The organism is Actinoplanes sp. NBRC 101535 (assembly GCF_030269225.1).
In the GTDB taxonomy this organism is placed as follows: Bacteria; Actinomycetota; Actinomycetes; order Mycobacteriales; family Micromonosporaceae; genus Actinoplanes; species Actinoplanes rectilineatus.
Map to the genome: position 1 here is coordinate 38,961 of NZ_BSSY01000027.1, position 22,563 is coordinate 61,523.

Sequence of the window (22,563 nt, forward strand, 5' to 3'; positions counted from 1 at the left end):
GGTCCCTTGAACTCCTCACCGTTGCTCGCCCTCGTCGGGGGCGTGCTCGTCATCCCGGCTCTCGTGCTGCTCTGGCTGACCCTGGGCGAGCGGCTCCTGCGCCTGCTGCCGCCCCGCGCCCAGGAGCGGACCCGGCCGTGGATCTGGCTCGCGATCCCGCTGGTCCTCGGCGGCACCATCCTGGTGTACCCCCTGGTCCAGACGGTCCTGATGTCGTTCCAGGACCGTTCCGGCACCGGCTTCGTCGGACTGGCCAACTACGACTGGGTGCTCAGCGAGCAGGTACGCCCGGTCCTGGTCAACAACCTGATCTGGCTGATCGTCCTGCCGCTGGTCACCCTGGGGCTGGGCCTGGTGATCGCGGCGCTGGCCGACCGGGTCCGCTACGAGTGGCTGATCCGCACCGTGATGATCCTGCCGATCGCCATCTCGTTCTCGGCCGCCGCGATCATCTGGCGGCTGATGTACGCGTACCAGCCGGCCGGCGCGTCGCAGACCGGCACGCTCAACGGCATCCTCAACCAGCTCGGCCTGGAACCGGTCGCGTTCCTGTCCGACCCGGCGATCACCACCTGGGCCCTGATCGTCGTCGGCATCTGGATGTCCACCGGCACCGCCATGCTGATGCTGTCCGCCGCGATCAAGAACGTCGACGCCTCCACCCTGGAGGCCGCGCGCCTGGACGGGGCCGGCGAGCTGCGGGCGTTCTGGCACGTCGCCGTCCCGCAGATCACCCCGACGATCATCGTCGTCTACACCACCCAGGTGATCTTCTCACTGAAGATCTTCGACATCGTCTACACGATGACCAACGGCGCCTTCGGCACCAACGTCATCGCCAACCGGATGTACGCCGAACTGTTCCAGGCCCGCAACTACGGCCACGCCTCGGCCATCGCCGTGGTGCTGCTGATCGTGGCCATCCCGATCATCGTCGTCAACGTCCGCCAGTTCCGTGAGGAGAACGCCCGATGACCGCCCCCACGGCCCGGCGGCCGCGCCTGTCGCCCTGGCGCGGTCTGATCCACCTGACCCTGCTCCTGGTCGGCGTCGCCTGGCTGGTGCCGCTGGTCGGGCTGGTGCTCTACTCGTTCCGCACCATCGCCGACTCGGCCGGCAGCGGCTGGTGGAACGCGGTGGTCAAGCCGTGGTTCACGGTCACCAACTACCGGGACGCCTGGGTCACCGGCGGCATCGGCAAGGCCGTCCTGAACAGCGTCCTGATCACCCTGCCGGCCACCGCGATCACCGTCGTGATCTGCGCGGTGTGCGCGTACGCCCTGGCCCGCATGACGTTCCGCGGCCGGATGACCCTGCTGGCGATCACCGTGAGCCTGCTGGTGGTCCCGCCGCAGCTGACCCTGGTGCCGCTGCTGCGCCTGTTCAACACCCTGGGCCTGACCGGTGAACTGCCCAGCGTCTGGCTGTTCCAGGCCGGGTTCGTCATCCCGTTCGGCACCTACCTGCTGTACGGCTTCTTCCGCGCCTTCCCGGAGGAGCTGCTGGAGGCGGCCTCGCTGGACGGGGCGAGCGTGCCCCGGACCTTCCTCAGCATCGTCCTGCCGACCAGTGTGCCGATCATCGTCGCGCTCTCGATCATCCAGTTCATGTGGTCGTGGAACGACCTGCTGGTGCCGCTGCTCTTCCTGGGCGGCGGGGCGGACGTCGCGCCGGCCACCGTGCAGATCGCCGGCCTGGTGCAGTCCACCGGCGGCGGCCTCAACGCGCTGTCCGCCGCCGCCCTGATCTCGATGATCCCGCCGGTCGTGGTGACGCTCGCCCTGCAGCGGTACTTCGTCCGCGGCATCCTCGGCGGCGCGGTCAAGGGCTAGACCCCCGTGCGGGGTTCACCGGGCCGCGTGCGGCCTCCTGCATCAGGAAAACAGATGCGCATCGTACGAAACATGAGGAGTGGAGATAAGCATGTCGGCCGAAGAGGTTGAGGTTCTCGTCGTCGGGGGTGGCCAGGCCGGCCTGGCGATGAGCGAGCACCTGGGCGCCGCCGGGGTGCGTCACCTGGTCCTGGAACGCCACCGGATCGCCGAACGCTGGCGCTCGGAACGCTGGGACTCACTCGTCGCCAACGGCCCCGCCTGGCACGACCGCTTCCCCGGCATGGAGTTCCCGGACGTCGCCCCGGACGCCTTCCCCGGCAAGGAACAGGTCGCCGCCTACTTCGAGGCGTACGCCGAGAAGATCGACGCCCCGATCCGGACCGGCGTCGAGGTCACCTCGGTGACCCGGCACACCGGCCGGCCCGGCTTCCGGGCGCAGACCTCGGCCGGCACCGTCGACGCCCGTTTCGTCGTCGCCGCCACCGGCCCGTTCCAGACCCCGGTCATCCCGCCGATCGTCCCGGACGGCGCGGTCGACCTGCAGCTGCACTCCAGCGGATACCGCAACCCCGCCCAGCTGCCCGACGGCGCGGTCGTCGTGGTCGGCGCCGGCTCGTCCGGCACGCAGATCGCCGACGAACTGCGGCGCGCCGGCCGCGAGGTCCACCTCTCGGTCGGCCCGCACGACCGGCCCCCGCGCCAGTACCGCGGCCGTGACTTCGTCTGGTGGCTCGGAGTCCTCGGCCTGTGGGACGCGGCCGCCCCGCCGCAGGGCGCCGAACACGTCACCATCGCGGTCAGCGGCGCCCGCGGCGGGCACACCGTCGACTTCCGCAACCTCGCCGCCGACGGCATCCACCTGGTCGGCCGCACCAGCGGCTTCGCCGACGGCGTCCTGAGCTTCGACGGCGACCTCGAGCGCAACATCGCCGGCGGCGACGCCAACTACCTCGCGCTGCTCGACGCGGCCGACGACTACGTCACGCGCAACGGCCTCGACCTGCCCGAGGAACCCGCGGCCCGCGACCTCGGCCCGGTGCCGCCGGCCGCCACCGCCGCCCTCGACCTGGCCGCGGCCGGTGTCCGCACCATCATCTGGGCGACCGGCTTCGCCGCCGACTACCGCTGGCTGCAGGTGGGCGGGTTCGACGACAACGGCAGACCCCGGCAACGCCGTGGCGTCTCCACCGAGCCCGGCGTCTACTTCCTCGGCCTGCCCTGGCTGTCCCGCCGCGGCTCCAGCTTCATCTGGGGCGTCTGGCACGACGCCAAACACGTCGCCGACCAGATCCTCATCCAGCGCGGATATCACGCCTACTCGAAGGAAGACGCCTGATGAACCCACCCATCGTCGCCGGCGGCCACACCCGGATCCGGCCGTTCAACACCCGCGACACCTACCCCGAGCAGAACCTCGACAACGACCTCTGCCAGGCCGTCGTCGCCGGCAACACGGTCTACGTCCGCGGCCAGATCGGCCAGGACCTGGACACCAGCGAGTCCGTCGGGATCGGCGACGTCGAGGCGCAGACCGAACGCGCCATGGCCAACATCGCCATGCTCCTCGAGGAGGCCGGCGCGCAGATGCAACACCTGGTCAAGCTCACGATCTACATCGTCGACCCGCGGTACCGGGAGACCGTCTACCGCACCATCGGCCGCTGGACCCGCGGTGTGCACCCGATCTCCACCGGCCTGGTCGTCTCCGCTCTCGCCCGCCCGGAATGGCTCGTCGAGATCGACGCCATCGCGGTCCTGCCGTCATGACGTTCAGCATCGCCGCCACCGACGGCACCGGCGCGTTCGGCATCGCCATCGCCTCGTCCAGCCCCGCCGTAGCCGCCCGCTGCCTGCACCTGCGGGCCGGCGTCGGCGCCGCCTGCTCCCAGAACGTCACCGACCCCCGGCTGGGCCCGCTGCTGCTCGACGCCGCAGCCACGGGGCAGACAGCGGACGCGGCCCTGGCGTCGGTCATCGCCGGGCACCGCGACGTCGCCTTCCGTCAGCTCACCCTCGTCACGGGGTACGCGCAGAGCAGCGTCCACACCGGGACCGAGGCGCTCGGCGTCACCGGCTCGGCGCAGTCCCCGGCAGCGGTGGCGGCCGGCAACCTGCTCGCGTCACTCGACGTGCCGGAGGCGATGGTGACCGCGTTCGAGGAGTCCAGCGGCGACCTGGAGACCCGGCTGTTCGCCGCCCTGACCGCGGGACTCGCCGCCGGAGGCGAAGCCGGTCCGGTCCATTCGGCCGGGCTCGCCGTGGTCCGCGAGGTGCCGTGGCCGGAGACCGACCTGCGGGTGGACTGGGCCGACGACGATCCGATCGGGCGACTCGGCGCGCTCCTGCAACGATGGCTGCCCCAGCGCGACGACTACGTGACCCGCGCGCTGCGGCCTGCCACGGCACCTGCTTACGGCGTACCCGGCGATGAATGACGGCGGCAGGAAAGCCGCGGCCCGGACCGTCGCGGGTCGCGCACCGGAGCTGATCGGCCTCTCCGAACGGCTGCACGCGCACCCGGAGATCGCCTGGGAGGAACACCGGGCGGCCGGCTGGGTCGGCACGGTGCTGGCCGAGCACGGGTTCCGTGTGACGCCGCGCTACCTCGGGCTGGACACCGCGCTGCTGGCCACCTACGGCTCGGGGCCGTTCCGGGTCGGGCTGTGCGCCGAGTACGACGCGCTGCCCGGCCTCGGCCACGCCTGCGGGCACAACCTGATCGCGGCGATCGCGGTCGGGGCGGCGCTGGCCCTGGCGCCGCTCGCCGACGAGGCCGGCCTGACGATCGAGGTGTACGGCACGCCCGCCGAGGAGGGCGGCGGCGGCAAGATCGAGATGCTGGAACGGGGCGCGTTCGCCGGGCTGGACCTGGCGATGATGGCCCACCCGGCACCGGTCGACGTGGCGGAGGCGGAACCGTTCGCGGTGTCGCACTCGCACGTGACCTACACCGGGACGGGGGCGCATGCGGCGGCGTACCCGGAACAGGGCGTCAACGCGGCGGACGCGTTCACGATCGCGCAGGTGGCGGTGGGGTTGTTGCGCCAGCAGCTGCCGCACACGGTCCGCGTGCACGGGATCATGACGAATGGGGGAGAGGCGCCGAACGCGATTCCGGCCCGCACCGAGGGCCGGTGGTACGTCCGGGCCGGTAGCCTCGCGCAGCTCGCCGAGACCGAGGAGAAGGTGTGGCGGTGTTTCGAGGCGGGGGCGGTGGCCACCGGGGCCGCGCTCGAGATCGTTCCGGAGAGCAAGCCGTACGCTGAGTTCCGGACGTTCGAGCCGGCCCTGGCGGCATATGTCCGGAACTCTCGTGATCTGGGGCGGACGTTCGACACGGGGTCCCCGGCCCGGCGGATGAACCGGGCCTCCACCGACATGGGCAACGTGTCCCAGGTCGTGCCGGCCATCCACCCCTACATCGGGATCGGCTCCCTGCCCGCCCTCAACCACCAGCCCGGGTTCGCCGCCCACTGCGTCGGCGGCGACGCGGAGAAGGCCCTGCTCGACGCGGCCACCGCCCTCGCCTGGACCGCCCTCGACGTGGCCGCGATGTAGCGGTCCGGGTTCCTCAAGAAAGCCGTCCGGGTGCCGACTACACCTGCTGGAGAACCGTGCGCACCGGGTGTCCTCCGGTGCCCGAACGAGCAGGACGGGAACCGGACGATGACACAGGATCCGGCGACACAGCACGCGCCCGCGCCGAGCACCACCGTGCCGGCGGGCTGGTACGCCGACCCGCACGGCCTGCCCGCCCAGCGCTGGTGGGACGGACAGGCCTGGACCGACCACCTGCACCCGGACGAGCCGCAGCCACCCGTCGCCCAGCCGCCCTACCTGGCCGTCCCGTCCTCCGGCCCGTCCGCGATGATGTCCCCCGATCAGGACGGCGCCGGTGGGCATCCGGCGTCCTACGGGAACGCGGAGGCATATCACCAGGCGGGCTCCTACACGCCGGTGGCGTCGCACGGGCAGGCCGGATCGTCGACGGTGTTCCACGGGCAGCCCGGCGCGGAGACGACGGTGATGCCGTCGGTGGAGTCCGCACCCCACAGCCGGCCGCAGTCGGGTCTTCCGCAGCCGGGACTTCCCGGTTCGGGGCTGTCCGCCGCCGGGCAGGCGTCCTACGCGCAGCCCGGGGCCGGTGCGCCCGCCTCCGCGGCTCCGGCAGCGGGGGCGCCCGCTTACGGGGCGCCCGGTAACGTGCCGGGACATCCCGCTTTCGGGACCGCGCAGGCGCAGCAGCCCGCGACGTTCGCGGGCCCGATCGAGAACAAGGAGGCCGGCAAGGCCCGCTTCTACGGCATCCTCTCCCTGTTCATCAACATCGCCTTCCTGCCCGGCATCGCGGCGCTGTGGTTCGGGTTCCAGGGCCTCAGCCAGGCCGCGAAGCTGGAGGCCGCGGGGCACGGACCGGTGGGTAAGGGCAAGGCGATCGCCGGTCTGGTCTGCGGAGGCCTGGGCACACTGTTCGCCGCCGTCATCCTCCTGATCCGGTTGCTCCTGCTGAGATGACAGGTGTGACCAGCGATACCCTGAGGAAGAATCCGGCACCGGGACGACTTGTCGCCTGTCGTGGCTGACACTTCTCCCGTAACCCCGCCCGACCAGCTCTCCCCCGGGGAGAGGCTTGCGCCGGGGCGCCGTTTCCGGATCGTTCTGGTGCTCGGCTTCCTCACCGCTCTCGGTCCGCTGACCATCGACATGTACCTTCCGGCGCTGCCCACCATCAGCGACGACTTCGGGGCGACGGCCGCCGCCGTGCAACTGACCCTGACCGGCACGCTCGTCGGCCTCGGCCTCGGTCAGCTGCTGGTCGGCCCGCTCTCCGACGCGATCGGCCGGCGGGTGCCGCTGCTCGCCGGAGTCGGCGTCCACCTGATCGCCTCCCTGCTGTGCGTGGTCGCCCCCGACCTGGCCGTCCTCGGCGCGCTGCGGGTGCTGCAGGGCCTCGGCGCCGCCGCCGCGTCGGTGGTGGCGATGGCGATCGTGCGGGACCTGTTCAGCGGACTCGCCGCCGCGAACCTGTTCTCCCGGCTGATGCTGGTCGTCGGCGTGGCGCCGATCCTCGCCCCGACCATCGGCGGCCAGACGCTGCGGTTCACCGACTGGCGTGGCGTGTTCGTGCTGCTCGCGATCGCCGCGCTGGTGCTGATGGTGGTCACCGCGATCACCCTGCCGGAGACGCTGCCCCGGGAACGCCGGCGTGAGGGCGGCGTGATGGGGACGCTGCGTGACGGCGGCCGGCTGCTGACCGACCGGGTGTACGTGGGCCTGATCCTGGTGGCGGGGCTGGCGATGGCGGCGCTGTTCGCGTACGTGAGTGGTTCGTCGTACGTCTTCCAGGACGGGTACGGCATGAGCGAGCAGCAGTTCGCCCTGGTGTTCGCGGGTGGCGCGGTCGGCCTGATCGGTGCGACCCAGTGCAACGTGCGGTTGCTGCGCCGCTGGAGCCCGCAGCAGATCATGAGCGGTGCGCTGGTCGCCGGACTGGTGTTCGGTCTGACGCTGCTGGTGCTGGCGGCGACCGGGATCGGTGGACTGGCCGGGGTGCTGATCCCGCTGTGGCTGGTGCTGGCGATGGTCGGCCTGGTGATGCCGAACGCCCCGGCGCTGGCGCTGTCCCGGCACGGGGAGGCGGCCGGAACCGCGGCGGCGCTGCTGGGTGCGGTGCAGTCGGGTGTGGGGGCGGCCGCCGCGCCACTGGTCGGGGTGCTGGGTGTCGGCCCGGAGGCGATGGCCGTCGTGGTGTTCGGCAGCATGGTCGCGGCGACCGCGGTGTACTTCCTGGTGGTCCGGCCCAGCAGCCTGCCGGTGATGGCCCACGGCGAGCCGGTCGTGGCGGTGGCGCACTGATCCGCACGTGATGTCCGTCGGGGGCACGGTCCGGCTGGACACCTTTCGCAGTCAGGGTCTGCCTCTGTGGTGATTTCGGGCGCTCAGCGCGCCCGTATTCACCACACCGCCACGGGTGTGGTGATTTGGGGCGTCCAGCGCGCCCGTATTCACCACACCACCAGGGGTGTGGTGAATTGGGGCGTCCAGGGCGCCTGAAATCACCACGCGGATGGGCTTCGCACCCTGACCACGAAACGTGTCTAGCGCCCACCGCTGTGTGGCCGGTGTCGAGACCGCCGTGGGTGCTGGCTGGACTCGCCGGGCCGAGCGTCGCATCCAGGGTCCGCACCCTGCTCCGGCCCTGACCCGATGCGTGCCGGCGACGCCGCTGGAGTAACGCCCAGCGGCGTCGCCCCCGGCTATCGGAAGGCCCACACGTTGGTCGGCCACTGCGGAGCGTTCGGGTAATCCAACGTCACGCCGGACCCGTTGGCGGTGGACGGCGCGTTCAAGGAGCCCAGGAAGGCTTGCCATTCGGCGTTCCGGAGGAACTGCCATCCGTCACCCTCAGGCCGGCCGTCGTTCCTCCACAGGGTGTACTTGCTGCCGTCGCAGGCCCCGGTCACCACGGGACCCGGGAAGGTGCCGGCCGCACGCAGGCATCGGTCCGTCTTCGCGTTGCGAATGGCGAAGAAGCCGGAGGCGGTCCAGTCGAGATGCCAGTACTGGTTGGCGACCGACTGGCAGTCCCAGATGTAGGCGCCGTTCGGATTGTTGCCGTCCACGCAGTTGTTCTCGGTGTTGTAGATCTGGAAACTCGGCTCCGGGGGCTCTGCCGCCGACGCCTGCGGTGACGCGAGAAGGGCCGTCAGCGTGACGGCCGCCATCGCGGCAGGAAGATGCCACCGAACTCTCATGATTCTCCCCCATGGTCGTGTGGCCCCGGCGGTGTCGCCGGCCGCCTCGCCACACAGTGTGGAATCGGCGAACGCCGTCTCGGGGGAAGTTCGGACGACTTCGGACGGTGTCCGATCGACGACGGCCGGCGCCGGTGGCGGGCGGTAGCGTCACGGCACGCATCTCGAGGTCGAGCTCTCTGTGGAGTGACGATGCCGGACAGGTCCGCGAGCGCGCCGGGAACACCGTTCACCGCGCTGCCCGACCCGGCGCGGGCCGGGTCGATCGACGGCATCGTCGAGCGGCTGCGGATGCTGAAACTCTGGGCCGGTGACCCGTCGTACGAGGCGATCAAGATCCGGGTGAACGCCGGTCGGCCCGCCGGCGAGCTGGTGTGCAAGTCGACCGTGGCCTATTGTTTCCGGCCCGGGCGGCGGCGGTTGGATACCGATCTGGTGCTCGCGGTGGTCGCGGCGCTGCACGGCGACGCCGGATATGTGACCCAGTGGCGTCAGGCGCTGCGTGTGGTCGGCGGTGAGGCCGAGGCGACGACGCAGGTCCGGGTGGTGGGCGGCCTGCCGCCGGAGCATGAGGGCTTCATCGCCCGCGACGACGAGGTGCGGCGCATCCGCGATGCGGCACGGCGACCCGGCGGGACAGCGGCGGTGTGCGCGATCGAGGGCATGGCGGGAGTGGGCAAGACCCACCTCGCCCTCCACGCCGGACGGCTCCTGGCACGCGAGGGCATCGTCGAGCAGGTGTTGTACGTGGACCTGCGCGGATTCGACCCCGATCCGGGCCGGCCGCCGGTCGACCCCGCCGCGGTCCTCGACGGGTTTCTGCGCAGGCTCGGGATGTCCGGCCGGGGGATCCCGCATAGTCTGAAGGCCCGCGCCGGCGCCTACCGGAACCTTCTCGCCCGTACCCGGACACTGGTGATCCTGGACAACGCCGCCGGACCGGACCAGGTTCGACCGCTGCTGCCGCGCACGCCCGGCAGTCTCACCCTGGTGACCAGCCGTCGCCACCTGGGCCTTCGGCCGGCGATGCTGCTTCCCCTCGCGGTCTTCACCCCGCAGGAGGCCGTCGCGTTCGTGAGACGGGCGACCGGTGGGGTCCCGGCGGGCGCCGACCCCGGGGCCACGAGCCGGATCGCTCACCGATGCGGCTGTCTGCCCCTGGCGTTGAGCCTGCTCGTCGGGCATATCCGAAACACACCGGACTGGACGCTGACCGACCATGCCGACCGGCTCGACGACCGTCATCGTGACCGCCGCCTGGACAGCGGCGTCGAGCTCGCCCTGTCCCTCTCGTACCGGCATCTGGCTCCGGACCACCGGCGGCTGCTGCGCCTGCTGGCCCTCTCTCCGGGCCGGGACATCGATGCGTACGCCGCCGCGGCCCTGACCGGTTCCGGCCGGGACACGGTCGCGGCGATGCTGGCGGACCTGTGCCGTCATCACCTGCTCCAGGAGGAGTCGGCGGGACGCTTCACCTTCCATGACCTCGTCCGCACGTACGCCGTCACCAAGGCGCTCGACGAGGACCGCCCGGCGGACCGTCACGCCGCCCTGACCCGGCTGTTCGACCACTGCCTCGCCGTCGCCGGTACCGCGGTGAGCGTGCTGTACCCGGCCGACATCCACCCGATACCACCCGCGCCCCCGACCGGATTCCCGGCTCCCGACACGGGCAGCCCGGAGCTGGCGCGGGGATGGCTGGACGCCGAACGGCCCAATCTGCTGGCCATGGTCCGGTTCACCGCCCGTGACGGCTGGCCTGCGTACACTGTCCGGCTGGCCGGCGCCCTGCACCGCTATCTGCACAACCGTTGTGGCACGGAGGTGGTGACCATGCACCGCCAGGCGGTGCGTGCCGCCCGGCAGACCGGCGACGTGAGCGGGCATGCCCAGGCTCTGGCCGACCTGGGCGGCGCGTGTCACAAGCTGGGCAGGTACGGGACGGCCGTGAAACATCTGCGGCAGGCGCTGGCACTGTTCCGCCAGACGGGTGACGTCTCGGGAGAGGCCCGCGTGCTGATCGGTCTCGGTGTGGTCGAGCACCGGTTGTGCCGTTACGGCAAGGCAGCCGGCCGCTTCGCGCGCGCTCTGGACCTGCACCGGCAGCAGGGCAACCGCATCGGGGAGGCGCAGGCGCTGGCGAACCTGGCCGATGTCGACAACCGGCTGGGGCGGTGCGGATCCGCCGCCGATCGTTTCGCGCAGGCCCTGGTGCTGTGCCGGCAGGGCGGCAACCTGGACGGCGAGGCGGGCACCCTGGGCGGGCTCGGACTGGCCGAGCTGCGCCTGGGACTGGTCGAGCAGGCCGGTGAGCACCTGAAGCAGTCGCTGTCGCTGTACCGGCGGCTCGGCCATCGCACCGGCGAGGTCATCGCGTGGGACAACCTCGGCGCGTACCACCGGCGTCTGGGCCGGTTCCCGCAGGCGGGCGAGCACCACCAGCGGTCCCTGAGCATCTGCCGCGACATCGGTTACCGGGAGGGCGAGCCGCGGGCCTTGAACGGCCTCGGTGAGACAGCCTCGGCGGCGAACCGGCCCGGCGAAGCCCTGCTGCATCACTCTTCGGCCGCCGTCCTCGCCGTCGAACTCGGCACGGCCGACCAGCAGGCCCGCGCCGAGGCCGGCCTCGGCCGCGCCCGTCTCGCCCTCGGTGACGCGGGCCTCGCCGCCGGTCATTTTCGGGCTGCCGTTGCCCTCTACCGCCGTCTCGACATGCCGGAGGCCGACGAGGTCGGCTGCATGTTGTCGTCTTCCGCTCCGGCATCCACCTGATCGGATACGAGCTGCCTCACCGCCGCCACGTGGCACACCCACTGCCAGGTGCGGGCGAGCACGGCGCGCAGGTCCAGGTCGTACCAGCGGTCTTCGGTGTACGCCGCGGAGCGCAACGACATCGAGCGGGCCGGGTCCGGGTCGTGCCCCGATCCGATGTCCTTCACGTCCTGTCTGCCGACCGTCGTCATCGCCGCTCGCCGACTCGCATGATCATCGTCAGCTCTTCACCGAACCCGCCATCAGACCGCCGATGAACCAGCGGCCGAGCAGGACATAGACGAGCAGTGTCGGCAGCGAGGTGATCAGGGCACCGGCCATCGACGCCGCGTAGTCCGGGGACTGGGCGCCGGCCAGCGCGTTGAGGGCGATGGTGATCGGGCCGTTGCGGGTGTTGGACAGGAAGATCGCGAAGAGGTAGTCGTTCCAGGCCGAGGTGAACTGCCAGATGACGGTCACCACGAAGCCCGGTCCGGAGATCGGCAGGATGATCCGGGTGAAGGTCCGCAGCAGGCCCGCGCCGTCCACCCGGGCCGCCTCGACCAGGTCCTCCGGCACGGTGGTCGCGTAGTAGTTGCGGAAGATCAGCGTGCAGATCGGGATGCCGTAGACGCAGTGCGCCAGCACCAGGGTGGGGATGCCGGGCGGCACGCCCAGGGTCAGCACGATGTCGCGCAGCGGGATCATCACCGCCTGGTACGGGATGAACATGCCGAACAGGATCAGCGTGAACACCACGTCCGCGCCGGGGAACCGCCAGCGTGACAGCACGAACCCGTTGGCCGCGCCGATCAGCGACGAGATGACCGCCACCGGGACGGCCAGTTGGAAGGTGCGCAGGAACGACGGGCGCAACGCGGTCCACGCCTTCTCCCAGGAGGCGGTGGTCCACGTGGACGGCAGGTTCCACTGGCTGGTGACACCGATGTCCGAGCCGGCCTTGAAACTGGTGACCACCAGGACGTACGCCGGCATCAGCACGACGATCAGGAAGAGGAGCAGGACCGTGTAGCGGGGGATGCGGGTCATCGGGTCTTCTCCGTGCGCTGGGTCCAGACCAGGTAGGGGACGATGACCACGGCGACGAGCAGCAGCAGGACCACCGAGATCGCGGCGGCCTTGGCGTAGTCGCTGGTGAGCAGGGCCTGCCAGACGTAGACGGCGGGCACCTCGGTGAGCCACTGCGGACCGGACACGCTCATGATCAGGTCGAACATCTTCATCGACATGTGCCCGAGAATGATCAGCGCGGACAGGGCGACCGGGGTGAGCTGCGGGAAGATGACGTTGCGGTACAGCCGGTAGGTGCTCGCCCCGTCCATCGCGGCGGCCTCCCGCAGCTCGGCGGGGATGCCCCGGAAGCCGGCGAGGAACAGCGCCATCACGTACCCGGACAGCTGCCAGACGGCCGGGACCGCCATCGCGGCCATGCCCCAGTCGGGGTCGGTCCACCAGGGGTTCTGCAGGAAGTCCAGGTGCAGGCCGCCGAACACGGCGTTCAGCCCGCCCGCGTTCTCGCCCTGGTTGGGGTTCATCAGCCAGCGCCAGACGACGCCGGAGGCGATGAACGACACCGCCATCGGGAACAGGTAGACGGTCCGGAACAGGCCCTCCCCGCGGACACCACGTTCCAGCAGGTACGCCCAGAGCAGGCCGAGCAGCATCGCCCCGGCGATGAACACCACCGTGAAGATCAGCAGGTTCTTCAGCGAGTGCAGGAAGCGGTCGTTGATGTCCTCGGTGAACAGGTACGTGTAGTTGTCCAGGCCGACGAACCCCTTCGAGCCCAGCGCGGTGTGCTCGTCGGAGACGGAGACCTTGATCGTCCAGGCGATCAGGCCGTAGACGAAGATCGCGAGCAGGATCAGTGAGGGGCCGAGCAGGATCAGGCCCGGCCCCCAGTGACGGAATCGTCTCACTTGCCGGCGAACTGCTTCGCCGCGGCGGCCAGGGCCGTCTGCAGTCCGGCCACGTCCTGGCCGGTGGAGAAGGCGCCGAGTGCCGAGTTCGCGGCGCCCTGCCAGCCCTGCGAGCAGGCCGAGCCGTGCGCGCACGACGGGACCTGGGTGGCGGACTTCCAGTCGGCCATCGCGGCCTGCTGGTATTCGGGGTAGTCGCCGGGGACGGCGTCGGTGCGGGCCGGGATCGAGCCCTTCGTGGTGTTGAACGCCTTCTGCCCCTCGGCCGAGCCGACCGTCTTGAGCCAGCACTTGGTGCCGTCCGGGTTCTTCGCGCCCTGGGGCAGCACGAACGAGTCGGCCAGCCACTGGAAGGTGGTGCCGTTGCCGGGGAAGGTGAACCAGCCGTAGTCCTTGAAGCCCTTGGCGTCCAGGTCGGCGGCCTCCCAGTCGCCCATCAGCTGGTACGCCGCCTTGCCGTCCATCACCAGCTTCTCGGCGTCGGTCCAGTCCAGGGCGTCACGGTCGGTGTTGGTGTACGTGAGCAGCCGCTTGAAGTCGTTGATCGCGGTGGTGACACCCGGGTCGTTCCAGTCGGTGGCGCCGTTCCACAGTCCGGTGAACTTCTCCGGTCCGAGGTCGGTGATCAGCACCGACTCGAAGAGCATCAGCTGCGTCCAGTCCTTGCCGATCGCCAGCGGCGCGGCGATGCCCTCGGCCTTGACCTTGTCCAGGTCGGCGAAGAAGCCGGCCAGGTCGGCCGGGGTCGCGGTGATGCCCGCGTCGGCGAGGACCTTCTTGTTGGTCCAGACCACGTTGGCCCGGTGGATGTTGGCCGGGACCGAGTAGATCTTGCCGTCCACGGTCAGGTTGTCGATCAGGCCCGGCGGGAAGGCCTGCTTGAGGCCCCAGGAGTCGTAGTCGGCGCTGAGGTCCTCGACCTGGCCGGCGTTGATGTAGTCGATCAGTTCGGCACCGGCGTGCGCCTGGAAGGTGTCCGGTGGGTCGCCCTGCTGCAGCCGGGAGGCGAGCACCTGTTTGGCGTTCGCCCCGGCGCCGCCGGCGACCGCGCCGTTGACGAAGGTCTGTCCGGTGCAGGCCGTGGTGAACTGGCCGACCAGGCCGTCGAGTCCGGCCTTCTCACCGCCGTCGGCCCACCAGGTGAAGACCTCGACCTGGGTGGAACCGGCACCGCCGTCGTCGTCGCTGCCGCAGGCCGAGGTGGCCAGCAGGGTCGCGACGCCGACGACAGCGAGTGCCGCCCGTCGTGTGAAACGCATGTCTACCCCCATCCGGATCCCTTTCCTGCACCATGCGCGGGTCTCCGGAGGGAGTCAACGAAAGTTTCCTTCCTGTTACCAGAGATCCATTGTCGACTATCCGATCGCGACCGGTGGGCGTAGGGTGCCAAGTAAGCAGACGTTTGACTTAAGGGGATGACGTGCTGGAATACCCGTTCACACCGCCGACCGCCGTGGACCCGCCGGCGGAATGGTCCCGGCTGCGCGCCCAGTGCCCGGTCGCCCACGTGCGCACCACCGACGGCCGCGACGCGGTGCTGCTCACCCGCTACGACGACGTCCGCACGATGATCACCGACCGGCGGTTCGTCCGGAACACCCCGGCCGGCGGCACCATGGGCGGACCCGCGTTCATGAACGACGAGGCCGCCCACCTGCGCTGGCGCCGCCTGCTCAGCCGCTCGTTCACCGCCAAACGGATGACCGCCCTGCACCCCGGCATCGAACGGATCACCCACGACCTGATCGACGACATGGTCACCCACGGCGCACCGGCCGACCTGCGCACCGCCCTGGGCTTCCCCCTCCCGGTGTACGTGATCTGCGACCTCCTCGGCGTCCCGGCATCCGACCGCGAACGGTTCGCCGGCTGGTCCGACCGGTTCCTCAACCTCACCCGGTTCAGCGCCGACGACGTGGCACAGTCGGGACGCGAACTCTGGGCGTACATGACGAGGCATGTCGCCCGCAAACGCGCCGAACCCGGCGACGATCTGCTGTCCGAACTGGTCACCGTGGTGGACACCGAGGACGGCCGGCTCAGCGAGGACGAACTGATCTTCACCGGTCAGGCGCTGCTGGTCGCCGGCCACGAGACCACCGCCAACATGATCGGCAAGATGGTCGCCATGCTGCTGGCCCGCCGCGAACGCTGGGAACAACTGCTCGCCGACCCCGGTCTGGTCCGCACCGCCGTCGAGGAGGTGCTGCGCTTCGACGCCAACCTCGGCTTCGGCACCCACCGGCTGGTCACCGAACCCGTCGAGATCGAGGGCACCCGCATCGAGGCCGGCACGACCGTCCTGTCGTCGATGCCGTCGGCCAACCGCGACGAACGGATCTTCACCGACCCGGACGAGATGGACCTGACCCGCAAACCCAACCCGCACCTGACCTTCGGCGCAGGCCCGCACTCCTGCCTCGGCCAGGCCCTGGCCCGCATCGAACTGCAGGCCGTCCTCGCCGTCCTGCTCCAGCGGCTGCCCACCCTGGAACTCGCGGTGCCCGTCGAGGAGCTACGCCGCCGCCAGGGCCTGCTCGTCGGCGGTCTGGAGGAGGTACCCGTGCGCTGGTAGATCATCATGGCTGTCATGAGCGCTGACACCAGACGGACCCGGGCCGGCGACACCCGCGCTCTGCTGCTGCGCACGGCCGAGAGGTTGTACGCCGAACGCGGACTCGCCGCCGTCTCCCTGCGCCAGATCGTGGAAGCCGCCGGGGTCGGGAACAACTCGGCCCTGGCCTACCACTTCGGCGCCCGCCCCGACGTCGTGCACGCCATCGGCGAGGTGCACGCCCCCGGCATCGCCGCCCACGCCCGTACCCTGGTCGCGGCGTCCCGGGACGCCGGCGACCCGCGCGAGCACGTGGCGTGTCTCGTCCTGCCGTACGTGCGCCACCTCGCCGGGCTGGGCGTGCCCAGCTGGTTCGCCCGCTTCACCGCCCAGGTCGCCGCCGACCCGTCCTTCGGCGACGGCCTGCACTCGCACGCCGAACTGGCCCCGGTCCTCGAGGTCGCGAGCACCCGGGTATGGGCGCACATGCCGCGGCTGTCCCCCGCGGAGATCACGCTGCGCACCTCGATGCTGCGCCAGGGCCTGATCCACACCTGCGCCCAGCAGGAGGCCCTCGCCGCCGCGGGCACCCCGGTCGACTGGGACCGGGTCGGTTCCGCATTGACGGATGCCGCTACCGGACTGGTCCTGGCCTCTCGTGCGTGAATGCGTCGTGTCAGCGTCCTCGCCGCGGTAGTGGTGCTCTTCGTTCTGGCCGGCGTCGTCCCGGCCCAGGCCGCGCAGATCGGCATCCGGGCCGCCGACCCCAGCGTCATCCGGGTCGGCAGCAGCACCTACGTCGGCGTCTGGGAATGTGCCCGGACATCGCGTGACGGTACAACAGGGCGCCGGTTGGTGGCGGTCCTCAAGGGCTGGTGGCTACCAGCAGGTGGCAGCCGGCGGCCGGGGCGGGCAGCGGGCGCAGCTCCACCGTGAAGCCGGCGGTGCGCAGGGCGTGCCGCAGCACGGGCAGCGGGCCGGTGCGGTAGTACATCACGAACGGCGGGTGCCACAGCGCGTTGCGGATCCGCATCGTCACGTCGAACCCGAGGGTCAGCCAGTACCAGGGGGAGGCCGGTGACGGCGGCCCGACGATCGGGAAGGCCAGGATGCCGCCCGGGCGCAGCGCGCGGCGTACCCCGGTGAAGAGGTCCGGCAGTTCGCCGGGCAGGAAGTGGCCGAGCGCTCCGAACGTGACCGCCAGGTCGAAGCCGCCGGTGAACGGCAGGGCGCGGGCGTCGGCGCGGACCCAGCGGGCGTCCGGGTGGGCGGCCCGCGCCTGGGTGAGCATGCCGGCGCTGAAGTCCACACCGGTGATCGACTCGCGGCACAGGGGGCGGAGCACGTCCATGCCGGCGCCGGTGCCGCAACACACGTCGAGGCCCCGGTCGAACGGGCCCAGTGCGGCCAATGCGGTGGTGGTGGCCTCGAGCAGGGCGGGCGGGGTGCGGAACGGCGTGTGGTCGAATTTCGGGGCCAGCAGGTCGTAGCCGCGTGGCACCGACGAGAGCGCCTGCACGCCCAGTTCACGCAGCGTCGGTCCCTGGGGCGAGAACATCAGCCGACGATACCGCCGCCGGCGCCCGGCCGCGGGTACCCCCTTCGGGGTGATGTCACCGGCTGTGTCCGATTCCGTGAGTCGCCCGGGGCGCTGGTAACGTCACCCGATCACATCCTCAACAGGGCAAATACCCCCATGCCCGTGAGCGCCTAGGAGAGCAGCAGTGCGGATCCTGACCGAGATCTCCCGCACCTTCGGTGAGTACCTCCTTCTGCCGAATCTCACCGACGAAGGGTGCACCCCGGATCGCGTCGATCTCTCCGCGCCGCTGGTCCGGCACCGGGTCGGGGAGCAGTCGCCGATCCAGATCTCCGTGCCGCTCGTCAGCGCGATCATGGGTGCGGTGTCGTCGCCGCAGCTGGCGGTGGCGCTGGCGCAGGTCGGCGGGCTGTCGTTCATCCACCAGAACCAGCCGGTGGCCGAGCAGGCGGCGATGGTGGCCGCGGTGAAGCGGCACAAGGCCGGGTTCCGGCACAACGACGTCAACATCAAACCGTCGGCCACCCTGGACGAGGCGGACGCGCTGCTGCAGGCCGGCGGCGAGTCGATCATGGTTACCGAGGACGGCAGCCCGTCCGGCACGTTCCTCGGACTGATCAGCGCGCAGGACTTCAACTTCCACCGGCACCACCGCGGCGACACCGTCGCATCACGGATGCGCCCGGCCGCCGAACTGGTCACCGGCACCCCGGAGATCCGGCTGGCCGACGCGAACGCGCTGCTCTGGGACTCCCGCCAGACCGTGCTGCCGATCATCGACGCGGAGGGCCGGATCGCGTCGCTGGTGCACCGCCGCGACTACGAGCTGCACCAGCAGTTCCACACCGAGACGGTGGACGCGGACAAGCGGTTCCGGGTCGGCGCGGGCGTCAACACCCACGACTACCGGGAGCGGATCCCGGCCCTGGTCGAGGCGGGCGCCGACGTGCTCTGCCTGGACTCCTCCGACGGCTACTCGGTGTGGCAGCAGCAGGTCATCAGCTTCGTCCGGGAGCAGTACGGCGACACCGTCCGCATCGGCGCGGGCAACGTGGTGGACGCACGGGGCTTCCGGTATCTGGCGGACGCGGGCGCGGACTTCGTCAAGGTCGGCATCGGCGGCGGCTCGATCTGCATCACCCGCGACCAGAAGGGCATCGGCCGGGGCCAGGCCTCCGCGCTGGCCGAGATCGTGCAGGAGCGCGACGCGTACGCGAAGCAGACCGGTTTCTATGTCCCGCTCTGCTCCGACGGCGGCATCCTGCACGACTCGCACATGGCGATCGCGTTCGCGTTCGGCGCCGATTTCCTGATGCTGGGGCGCTATTTCGCCCGGTTCGACGAGAGCCCCGCGCCGCGGGTGAAGATCGGCGGCCAGTTCTTCAAGGAGTACTGGGGTGAGGGCAGCGCCCGCGCCCGCAACGCCGCCCGCTACGGCCAGGGCAAGGACCTCGCGTTCGAGGAGGGCGTGGACGGCTACGTCAACTACGCCGGCAGCCTGTACGACAACGTCAAGGTCACCCTGGCGAAGATCCGCTCCACGATGGTGAGCTGCGGTTCGACGACGTTGCGCCGGTTCCACGAGTCGGCGACGGTGGTGCAGGTGTCGCAGCAGACCTTCGTGCAGAACTCCGAGGACATCGATCGCAACGAGCGGCCCACGGTCGTCTGAGATTTCCGTCGCCGGCCTGCAACAGATCCGGGGCGGCGTGCGTCAGGGAAGACATGAGGCTTTCACGGGTACGGGCGTACGCCACCGTCGGTGTGCTGGCGGTGGCGGCCGGCGTCGTCGCGGGGGTCGCGGTGGCCGGCGACTCCCAGGGGACCGCGGCGACCGCCTGCCCGGACAGTGCGCCGCGGGTGAATCTCACCCTGCCGGAGGAGGAGTCCCAGGTCACGATCCGGGTGCTCAACGGTTCCGGGGTGGCCGGGACGGCCGGCCGGGTCACCGAGGACTTCAAGAACCGGGGCTTCAAGACGGAGAAGCCCAAGGAGAAGACGAAGAAGTCCGCCGAGGTCGCCGTCATCCGGTACGGCCCGAGCAGTGTCAGCGCCGCGCACTGGCTACGTGCCTACTTCCTGGGCGCGGCGGTCCAGGAGTACAGCGCGGAGCGGACCTCCGGCACCGTCGAGATCGTGATCGGCGAGAAGTACCAGCAGCTCGCCACGAAGACCGAGGTCAACCAGTCGCTGGCGCAGCTCAGCGCCCCGACGTTGCCGCCGGGCGCCTGCGCGGTCGCGGCGGGACGGTGACTATCGGTAACCGGTGACGTCGGCCGGTTTACCGGCGTCCTGCACCTCGACGAGATAGCGCCACGCGTCCGGCCGGCTGCCGTCGACGTCGGTGAAGCCGTACTCCGCGGCCAGCCCGCCGCTCGACAGCGACCGGCCGTTCCAGCGGGCCCGGTCCGGGTCGGCGGCGAGCGCGACGACCGCCCGACCGGTGAACGCGGGCGTCTCGGAGATCGCGAAATGCGGCTCCGCCGTCAGGGCGTCACGCCAGGTCGCCTCAGTGACACCGTGGTGCTCCAGCATGATCTCGGAGCGCATCCAGCCCGGGGTCAGCGCCACCGCGGTCGCCCCGAGCGGACCCACCTCCTTCGCCTGGGCCCACGCCATCCGCAGCACCGACGTCTTGGCCAGGTCGTAGAAGAACGACACCCGGTAGTTGTCCCGGTTGTACTCCTCGGTCCCGTCGGTCACCTCCACGACCAGCCCACCCGGCGTGGCCAGCAGCAGCGGCAACGCGTGATGACTGGTGACGATGTGGGTGTCCACGGCCAGCCGCAGGATCCGCAGGCCGTCGTCAAGCGAGTGCTCCCACAGCCGGTCCGTCCAGCTGAACATCAGCTCGCCGCCCCAGATGTCGTTGACCAGCACATCCAGGCGGCCCTGCTCGGCGGAGATCCGCGCGACGAGCGTCTTCACCTCGGACGCCACCAGATGGTCCACCCGGACCGCGATGCCGGTCCCGCCGGCCGCGGTCACCAGCTCGGCGGTCTCCTCGATCGTCTCCGGGCGGTCCATCTCCGAGCGGCGTTCCCGGGTGCTGCGGCCGGTGACGTACACCGTCGCCCCGGCCGCACCCAGCTCCACCGCGATGCCGCGCCCGGCGCCCCGTGTCGCGCCGGCCACCAGCGCGACCTTTCCTGCCAACGAACGTGTCATGTCCCGATCGCAGCACACCGGGACGGCCGCTGTCAGGACGGTTCGCGCCGGGCCCGGTCGGCGCGCCAGGTCCGCAGCATCCACGTGCCGAGCACCGCGGCGACGATCACGATCGCGGCCATCAGCAGGGCGAACATGCCGTCGCCGTGCTTGTCGCGGACGCTCAGGGCGCCGCTGACCAGGAAGTAGAGGCCGATCACGCCACCGCCGACCGGGAAGATCCAGCTGGCGTTCAAAGGCGCTTTCGGGGCCGGTTCCGGCGGGGTCTCGGTGCGGCCGTCGGACGGCGGGGGCTGCTCAGTCACGTGAGCAGTATCGGTCATGGCACCCGGCACGCAAGGAGTGGCACCGGTGAGGGAGGTTGCGGTTCGCTGCATAGACGACGCTCAGCGGGGGCACAGACTGGCCGTGGAGACGATACGAACCGGGGAGCCCCCGCAGGCCGAGGAGGTGTGCCGGTGGACCCTCGACGGCACCCGGCAACTGACCGACCTTCGTGCCCGCCTGCTGGCGGAGCTGGACGAGGACGCCGCCGACTTCGTGGACCAGGTCGTGCTGGTGGCCACCGAACTGGCCACCAACGCCCTGCGGCACGGCGAGCCGCCGACCACGGTCCGGCTGCTGCGCGACAGCGAACAGCTCGTGGTGGACGTCGCCGACCACGACCCGGAGGCGATCCCGGAACTGGCGCCGGACCGGCCGCTGAACGGCGGCGGCCGCGGGCTGCTGCTGGCGCGCTGGTTCTCCCAGGAGGTCGGCTGGTACGCCGTCGGCGACGTGAAGCACGTCTGGGCGGCGTTCGCCCGGACCGGCGCCGGACGGGCACGCCCCGAGGGTCAGCGGGGCAGCACCGCCACGTCGCTGTAGAACCGGTTGATCAGCTGTACGACCGCCTCGAACGACTCCAGATCCATCGGCTTGGTGATGAACGCGTTGGCGTGCGACCCGTAACTGGACACGATGTCCTGGGCGGCGCTGGAGGTGGTCAGCACGACGATCGGGATGTGCTTGAGATCCTCGTCCTGTTTCACCTCGGCCAGCACCTGCTGCCCGCCGACCCGCGGCATGTTGAGGTCGAGCAGCACCAGATCCGGCCGGACCGCGTCACCGAAGGGACCCCGGCGGCGCAGATAGTCCAGCGCCTCCCGCCCGTCGGCGACCCGGTTCACGATCGGCGGCGTGGCCGAGGCCTCCAGCGCTTCCTCGATCATCATGGTGTCCGCGTCGTCGTCGTCGACGACGAGCACGTTCAACGGTCGTACGCCCGTCATCGAACCCTCTTCCCCGGCAGTGATCTTTGCAGGAGGACAACCATAGCCGTACGGCTGGAATCCGCAGTCCGGCCCGCCGAGTGACACATCACCCGTTCTACCGGTCCAGGCGGACCGTCACGCCGCCGGACAGCAGCGAGTCGTGCAACTCCAGCGAGGTCAGCGCGACCTGCTCCGGCACGTCGAAGACGAGTTTCCCGGCGACCCGGTCACCCGGTGCGAGTCTCTGCAGGAACGTCGCGGCGTCCCGGTTGGCGTAGAGGCCGGCCAGCCCGTCGGTCTCGTACGCCGTGCCGTCGTCACCGAACGCCCGCTGCGCCCGGCCCACCAGGAACCGGGAGTCGTCGCCGACGTTGCGCACCGTCAGGCTGACGACGCAGAACCGCCCGTCCGCCGTGCGTTTCAGGTGCTCCACGCCGATGGTGGTGCGCGAGCAGTCCACCCCGGACACCACGAACTCGAACCTCCCGTCGCGGGCCTTGTCACCGATCCGCTCACCGGGGGCGGTGGTGGCGGCGGTGACGGTCACCGCGGCGGCCGGCGAGCGGTTGCCGTTGTTGTACTGCTCGGCGGCGATCCCGGCGAGGAACAGGGCGATCACCGTGCACCCGGCGATGATGATCGCGAGCATGGTCTTGATCGGCGAGGCCCGGCGGACCTGGCGGACCGGGCGGGACTGCGGACGACGGTCGTACGACATCGGACCACTCCTGGGACCGGCCTGTTTTCCTCACTGTGGAGCACCACGG

At 70.8% G+C, this 22,563-nt stretch carries 24 protein-coding genes; 14 read left to right on the plus strand and 10 right to left on the minus strand.

Annotated elements, in window-relative coordinates:
• The first annotated feature begins 6 nt into the window (after positions 1–6).
• From QSK32_RS42055 to QSK32_RS42090, 8 genes are all read left to right on the plus strand, one after another.
• Entirely contained in the window at positions 7–975 is a 969-nt protein-coding gene (locus QSK32_RS42055; RefSeq protein ID WP_045741068.1) for a carbohydrate ABC transporter permease, read from the plus strand.
• Positions 972–1,832 (plus strand): carbohydrate ABC transporter permease, encoded by an 861-nt coding sequence (locus QSK32_RS42060; protein WP_045741067.1) that lies wholly within the window; start codon positions 972–974, stop codon positions 1,830–1,832. The genes QSK32_RS42055 and QSK32_RS42060 overlap by 4 nt, the downstream gene beginning before the upstream one ends.
• Before the next feature lie 91 nt (positions 1,833–1,923).
• Complete coding sequence (locus tag QSK32_RS42065; protein ID WP_285475114.1) at positions 1,924–3,171, plus strand: flavin-containing monooxygenase; 1,248 nt, start codon at positions 1,924–1,926, stop codon at positions 3,169–3,171.
• Positions 3,171–3,602 (plus strand): RidA family protein, encoded by a 432-nt coding sequence (locus QSK32_RS42070; protein ID WP_045741065.1) that lies wholly within the window; start codon positions 3,171–3,173, stop codon positions 3,600–3,602. The genes QSK32_RS42065 and QSK32_RS42070 overlap by 1 nt, the downstream gene beginning before the upstream one ends.
• Positions 3,599–4,270, plus strand: a complete 672-nt coding sequence (locus QSK32_RS42075; RefSeq protein ID WP_045741064.1) for a DUF1028 domain-containing protein — start codon at positions 3,599–3,601, stop codon at positions 4,268–4,270. Before QSK32_RS42070 ends, QSK32_RS42075 begins: the two co-directional genes overlap by 4 nt.
• Positions 4,263–5,393, plus strand: a complete 1,131-nt coding sequence (locus QSK32_RS42080) for a M20 family metallopeptidase (RefSeq protein ID WP_045741063.1) — start codon at positions 4,263–4,265, stop codon at positions 5,391–5,393. The genes QSK32_RS42075 and QSK32_RS42080 overlap by 8 nt, the downstream gene beginning before the upstream one ends.
• Positions 5,394–5,501: 108 nt before the next feature.
• Positions 5,502–6,350: a DUF2510 domain-containing protein gene (locus QSK32_RS42085; protein ID WP_285475115.1), complete on the plus strand. Its 849-nt coding sequence runs from the start codon at positions 5,502–5,504 to the stop codon at positions 6,348–6,350.
• Positions 6,351–6,410: 60 nt separating this feature from the next.
• Entirely contained in the window at positions 6,411–7,691 is a 1,281-nt protein-coding gene (locus QSK32_RS42090) for a multidrug effflux MFS transporter (RefSeq protein WP_285475116.1), read from the plus strand.
• 401 nt (positions 7,692–8,092) lie between these two features.
• Here QSK32_RS42090 and QSK32_RS42095 read toward each other — a convergent pair whose 3' ends face one another.
• Positions 8,093–8,590: an RICIN domain-containing protein gene (locus QSK32_RS42095; protein ID WP_157410884.1), complete on the minus strand. Its 498-nt coding sequence runs from the start codon at positions 8,588–8,590 to the stop codon at positions 8,093–8,095.
• Between the two features lie 192 nt (positions 8,591–8,782).
• On the opposite strand from QSK32_RS42095, the gene QSK32_RS42100 reads away from it, so the two are divergent.
• Positions 8,783–11,362, plus strand: coding sequence for a tetratricopeptide repeat protein (locus tag QSK32_RS42100; RefSeq protein ID WP_285475117.1), 2,580 nt, complete (start codon positions 8,783–8,785; stop codon positions 11,360–11,362).
• Here the strand turns inward: QSK32_RS42100 and QSK32_RS42105 are convergent.
• The 4 genes from QSK32_RS42105 to QSK32_RS42120 form a co-directional block, all read right to left on the minus strand.
• On the minus strand, positions 11,287–11,553 hold the full coding sequence (locus QSK32_RS42105; protein ID WP_285475118.1) for a hypothetical protein: 267 nt from the start codon (positions 11,551–11,553) through the stop codon (positions 11,287–11,289). The two genes, QSK32_RS42100 and QSK32_RS42105, sit on opposite strands and share 76 nt — an antisense overlap.
• 28 nt (positions 11,554–11,581) lie before the next feature.
• Positions 11,582–12,391 carry a carbohydrate ABC transporter permease gene (locus QSK32_RS42110; RefSeq protein ID WP_285475119.1) on the minus strand — a complete coding sequence of 270 codons (810 nt, stop codon included), beginning with the start codon at positions 12,389–12,391 and terminating at the stop codon, positions 11,582–11,584.
• The gene (locus tag QSK32_RS42115) at positions 12,388–13,215 is read right to left on the minus strand and encodes a carbohydrate ABC transporter permease (protein WP_502872597.1); all 828 of its coding nucleotides are present in this window, start codon (positions 13,213–13,215) and stop codon (positions 12,388–12,390) included. Before QSK32_RS42115 ends, QSK32_RS42110 begins: the two co-directional genes overlap by 4 nt.
• Positions 13,216–13,277: 62 nt before the next feature.
• Positions 13,278–14,540, minus strand: a complete 1,263-nt coding sequence (locus tag QSK32_RS42120; protein WP_285475120.1) for an ABC transporter substrate-binding protein — start codon at positions 14,538–14,540, stop codon at positions 13,278–13,280.
• Positions 14,541–14,701: 161 nt separating this feature from the next.
• On the opposite strand from QSK32_RS42120, the gene QSK32_RS42125 reads away from it, so the two are divergent.
• Positions 14,702–15,856, plus strand: coding sequence for a cytochrome P450 (locus tag QSK32_RS42125; RefSeq protein ID WP_285475121.1), 1,155 nt, complete (start codon positions 14,702–14,704; stop codon positions 15,854–15,856).
• A gap of 15 nt (positions 15,857–15,871) precedes the next feature.
• On the plus strand, positions 15,872–16,501 hold the full coding sequence (locus tag QSK32_RS42130; protein ID WP_045741057.1) for a TetR/AcrR family transcriptional regulator: 630 nt from the start codon (positions 15,872–15,874) through the stop codon (positions 16,499–16,501).
• A gap of 199 nt (positions 16,502–16,700) precedes the next feature.
• Here QSK32_RS42130 and QSK32_RS42135 read toward each other — a convergent pair whose 3' ends face one another.
• Complete coding sequence (locus QSK32_RS42135; protein ID WP_285475122.1) at positions 16,701–17,393, minus strand: class I SAM-dependent DNA methyltransferase; 693 nt, start codon at positions 17,391–17,393, stop codon at positions 16,701–16,703.
• Positions 17,394–17,559: 166 nt separating this feature from the next.
• On the opposite strand from QSK32_RS42135, the gene QSK32_RS42140 reads away from it, so the two are divergent.
• Complete coding sequence (locus tag QSK32_RS42140; protein WP_285475123.1) at positions 17,560–19,047, plus strand: IMP dehydrogenase; 1,488 nt, start codon at positions 17,560–17,562, stop codon at positions 19,045–19,047.
• Between the two features lie 53 nt (positions 19,048–19,100).
• Entirely contained in the window at positions 19,101–19,628 is a 528-nt protein-coding gene (locus tag QSK32_RS42145; RefSeq protein ID WP_045741052.1) for a LytR C-terminal domain-containing protein, read from the plus strand.
• On the opposite strand, the gene QSK32_RS42150 is transcribed toward QSK32_RS42145, so the two are convergent.
• Positions 19,629–20,543, minus strand: coding sequence for an SDR family oxidoreductase (locus QSK32_RS42150; protein ID WP_045741051.1), 915 nt, complete (start codon positions 20,541–20,543; stop codon positions 19,629–19,631).
• A gap of 32 nt (positions 20,544–20,575) precedes the next feature.
• The gene (locus QSK32_RS42155) at positions 20,576–20,848 is read right to left on the minus strand and encodes a hypothetical protein (protein ID WP_045741050.1); all 273 of its coding nucleotides are present in this window, start codon (positions 20,846–20,848) and stop codon (positions 20,576–20,578) included.
• A 103-nt stretch (positions 20,849–20,951) separates the two neighbouring features.
• Between QSK32_RS42155 and QSK32_RS42160 the strand changes: the two genes are divergently transcribed.
• A complete protein-coding gene (locus QSK32_RS42160) occupies positions 20,952–21,410 on the plus strand; it encodes an ATP-binding protein (protein ID WP_045741049.1) in 459 nt (152 codons plus the stop codon).
• On the opposite strand, the gene QSK32_RS42165 is transcribed toward QSK32_RS42160, so the two are convergent.
• Both QSK32_RS42165 and QSK32_RS42170 read right to left on the minus strand, forming a co-directional pair.
• The gene (locus QSK32_RS42165) at positions 21,380–21,814 is read right to left on the minus strand and encodes a response regulator (RefSeq protein ID WP_045741048.1); all 435 of its coding nucleotides are present in this window, start codon (positions 21,812–21,814) and stop codon (positions 21,380–21,382) included. The two genes, QSK32_RS42160 and QSK32_RS42165, sit on opposite strands and share 31 nt — an antisense overlap.
• 97 nt (positions 21,815–21,911) lie before the next feature.
• Positions 21,912–22,514, minus strand: a complete 603-nt coding sequence (locus QSK32_RS42170; RefSeq protein WP_245673853.1) for a DUF4352 domain-containing protein — start codon at positions 22,512–22,514, stop codon at positions 21,912–21,914.
• Positions 22,515–22,563 lie beyond the last annotated feature (49 nt).

What these genes read in the sequence shown, in the direction of transcription:
- QSK32_RS42165 (WP_045741048.1), bottom strand. Translation starts at nt 21,814, where the DNA reads ATGACGGGCGTACGACCGTTGAACGTGCTCGTCGTCGACGACGACGAC.
- QSK32_RS42135 (WP_285475122.1), bottom strand. Translation starts at nt 17,393, where the DNA reads ATGTTCTCGCCCCAGGGACCGACGCTGCGTGAACTGGGCGTGCAGGCG.
- QSK32_RS42060 (WP_045741067.1), top strand. Translation starts at nt 972, where the DNA reads ATGACCGCCCCCACGGCCCGGCGGCCGCGCCTGTCGCCCTGGCGCGGT.
- QSK32_RS42170 (WP_245673853.1), bottom strand. Translation starts at nt 22,514, where the DNA reads ATGTCGTACGACCGTCGTCCGCAGTCCCGCCCGGTCCGCCAGGTCCGC.
- QSK32_RS42080 (WP_045741063.1), top strand. Translation starts at nt 4,263, where the DNA reads ATGAATGACGGCGGCAGGAAAGCCGCGGCCCGGACCGTCGCGGGTCGC.
- QSK32_RS42085 (WP_285475115.1), top strand. Translation starts at nt 5,502, where the DNA reads ATGACACAGGATCCGGCGACACAGCACGCGCCCGCGCCGAGCACCACC.
- QSK32_RS42095 (WP_157410884.1), bottom strand. Translation starts at nt 8,590, where the DNA reads ATGAGAGTTCGGTGGCATCTTCCTGCCGCGATGGCGGCCGTCACGCTG.
- QSK32_RS42130 (WP_045741057.1), top strand. Translation starts at nt 15,872, where the DNA reads ATGAGCGCTGACACCAGACGGACCCGGGCCGGCGACACCCGCGCTCTG.
- QSK32_RS42065 (WP_285475114.1), top strand. Translation starts at nt 1,924, where the DNA reads ATGTCGGCCGAAGAGGTTGAGGTTCTCGTCGTCGGGGGTGGCCAGGCC.
- QSK32_RS42110 (WP_285475119.1), bottom strand. Translation starts at nt 12,391, where the DNA reads ATGACCCGCATCCCCCGCTACACGGTCCTGCTCCTCTTCCTGATCGTC.
- QSK32_RS42075 (WP_045741064.1), top strand. Translation starts at nt 3,599, where the DNA reads ATGACGTTCAGCATCGCCGCCACCGACGGCACCGGCGCGTTCGGCATC.
- QSK32_RS42105 (WP_285475118.1), bottom strand. Translation starts at nt 11,553, where the DNA reads ATGACGACGGTCGGCAGACAGGACGTGAAGGACATCGGATCGGGGCAC.
- QSK32_RS42150 (WP_045741051.1), bottom strand. Translation starts at nt 20,543, where the DNA reads ATGACACGTTCGTTGGCAGGAAAGGTCGCGCTGGTGGCCGGCGCGACA.
- QSK32_RS42070 (WP_045741065.1), top strand. Translation starts at nt 3,171, where the DNA reads ATGAACCCACCCATCGTCGCCGGCGGCCACACCCGGATCCGGCCGTTC.
- QSK32_RS42145 (WP_045741052.1), top strand. Translation starts at nt 19,101, where the DNA reads ATGAGGCTTTCACGGGTACGGGCGTACGCCACCGTCGGTGTGCTGGCG.
- QSK32_RS42100 (WP_285475117.1), top strand. Translation starts at nt 8,783, where the DNA reads ATGCCGGACAGGTCCGCGAGCGCGCCGGGAACACCGTTCACCGCGCTG.
- QSK32_RS42120 (WP_285475120.1), bottom strand. Translation starts at nt 14,540, where the DNA reads ATGCGTTTCACACGACGGGCGGCACTCGCTGTCGTCGGCGTCGCGACC.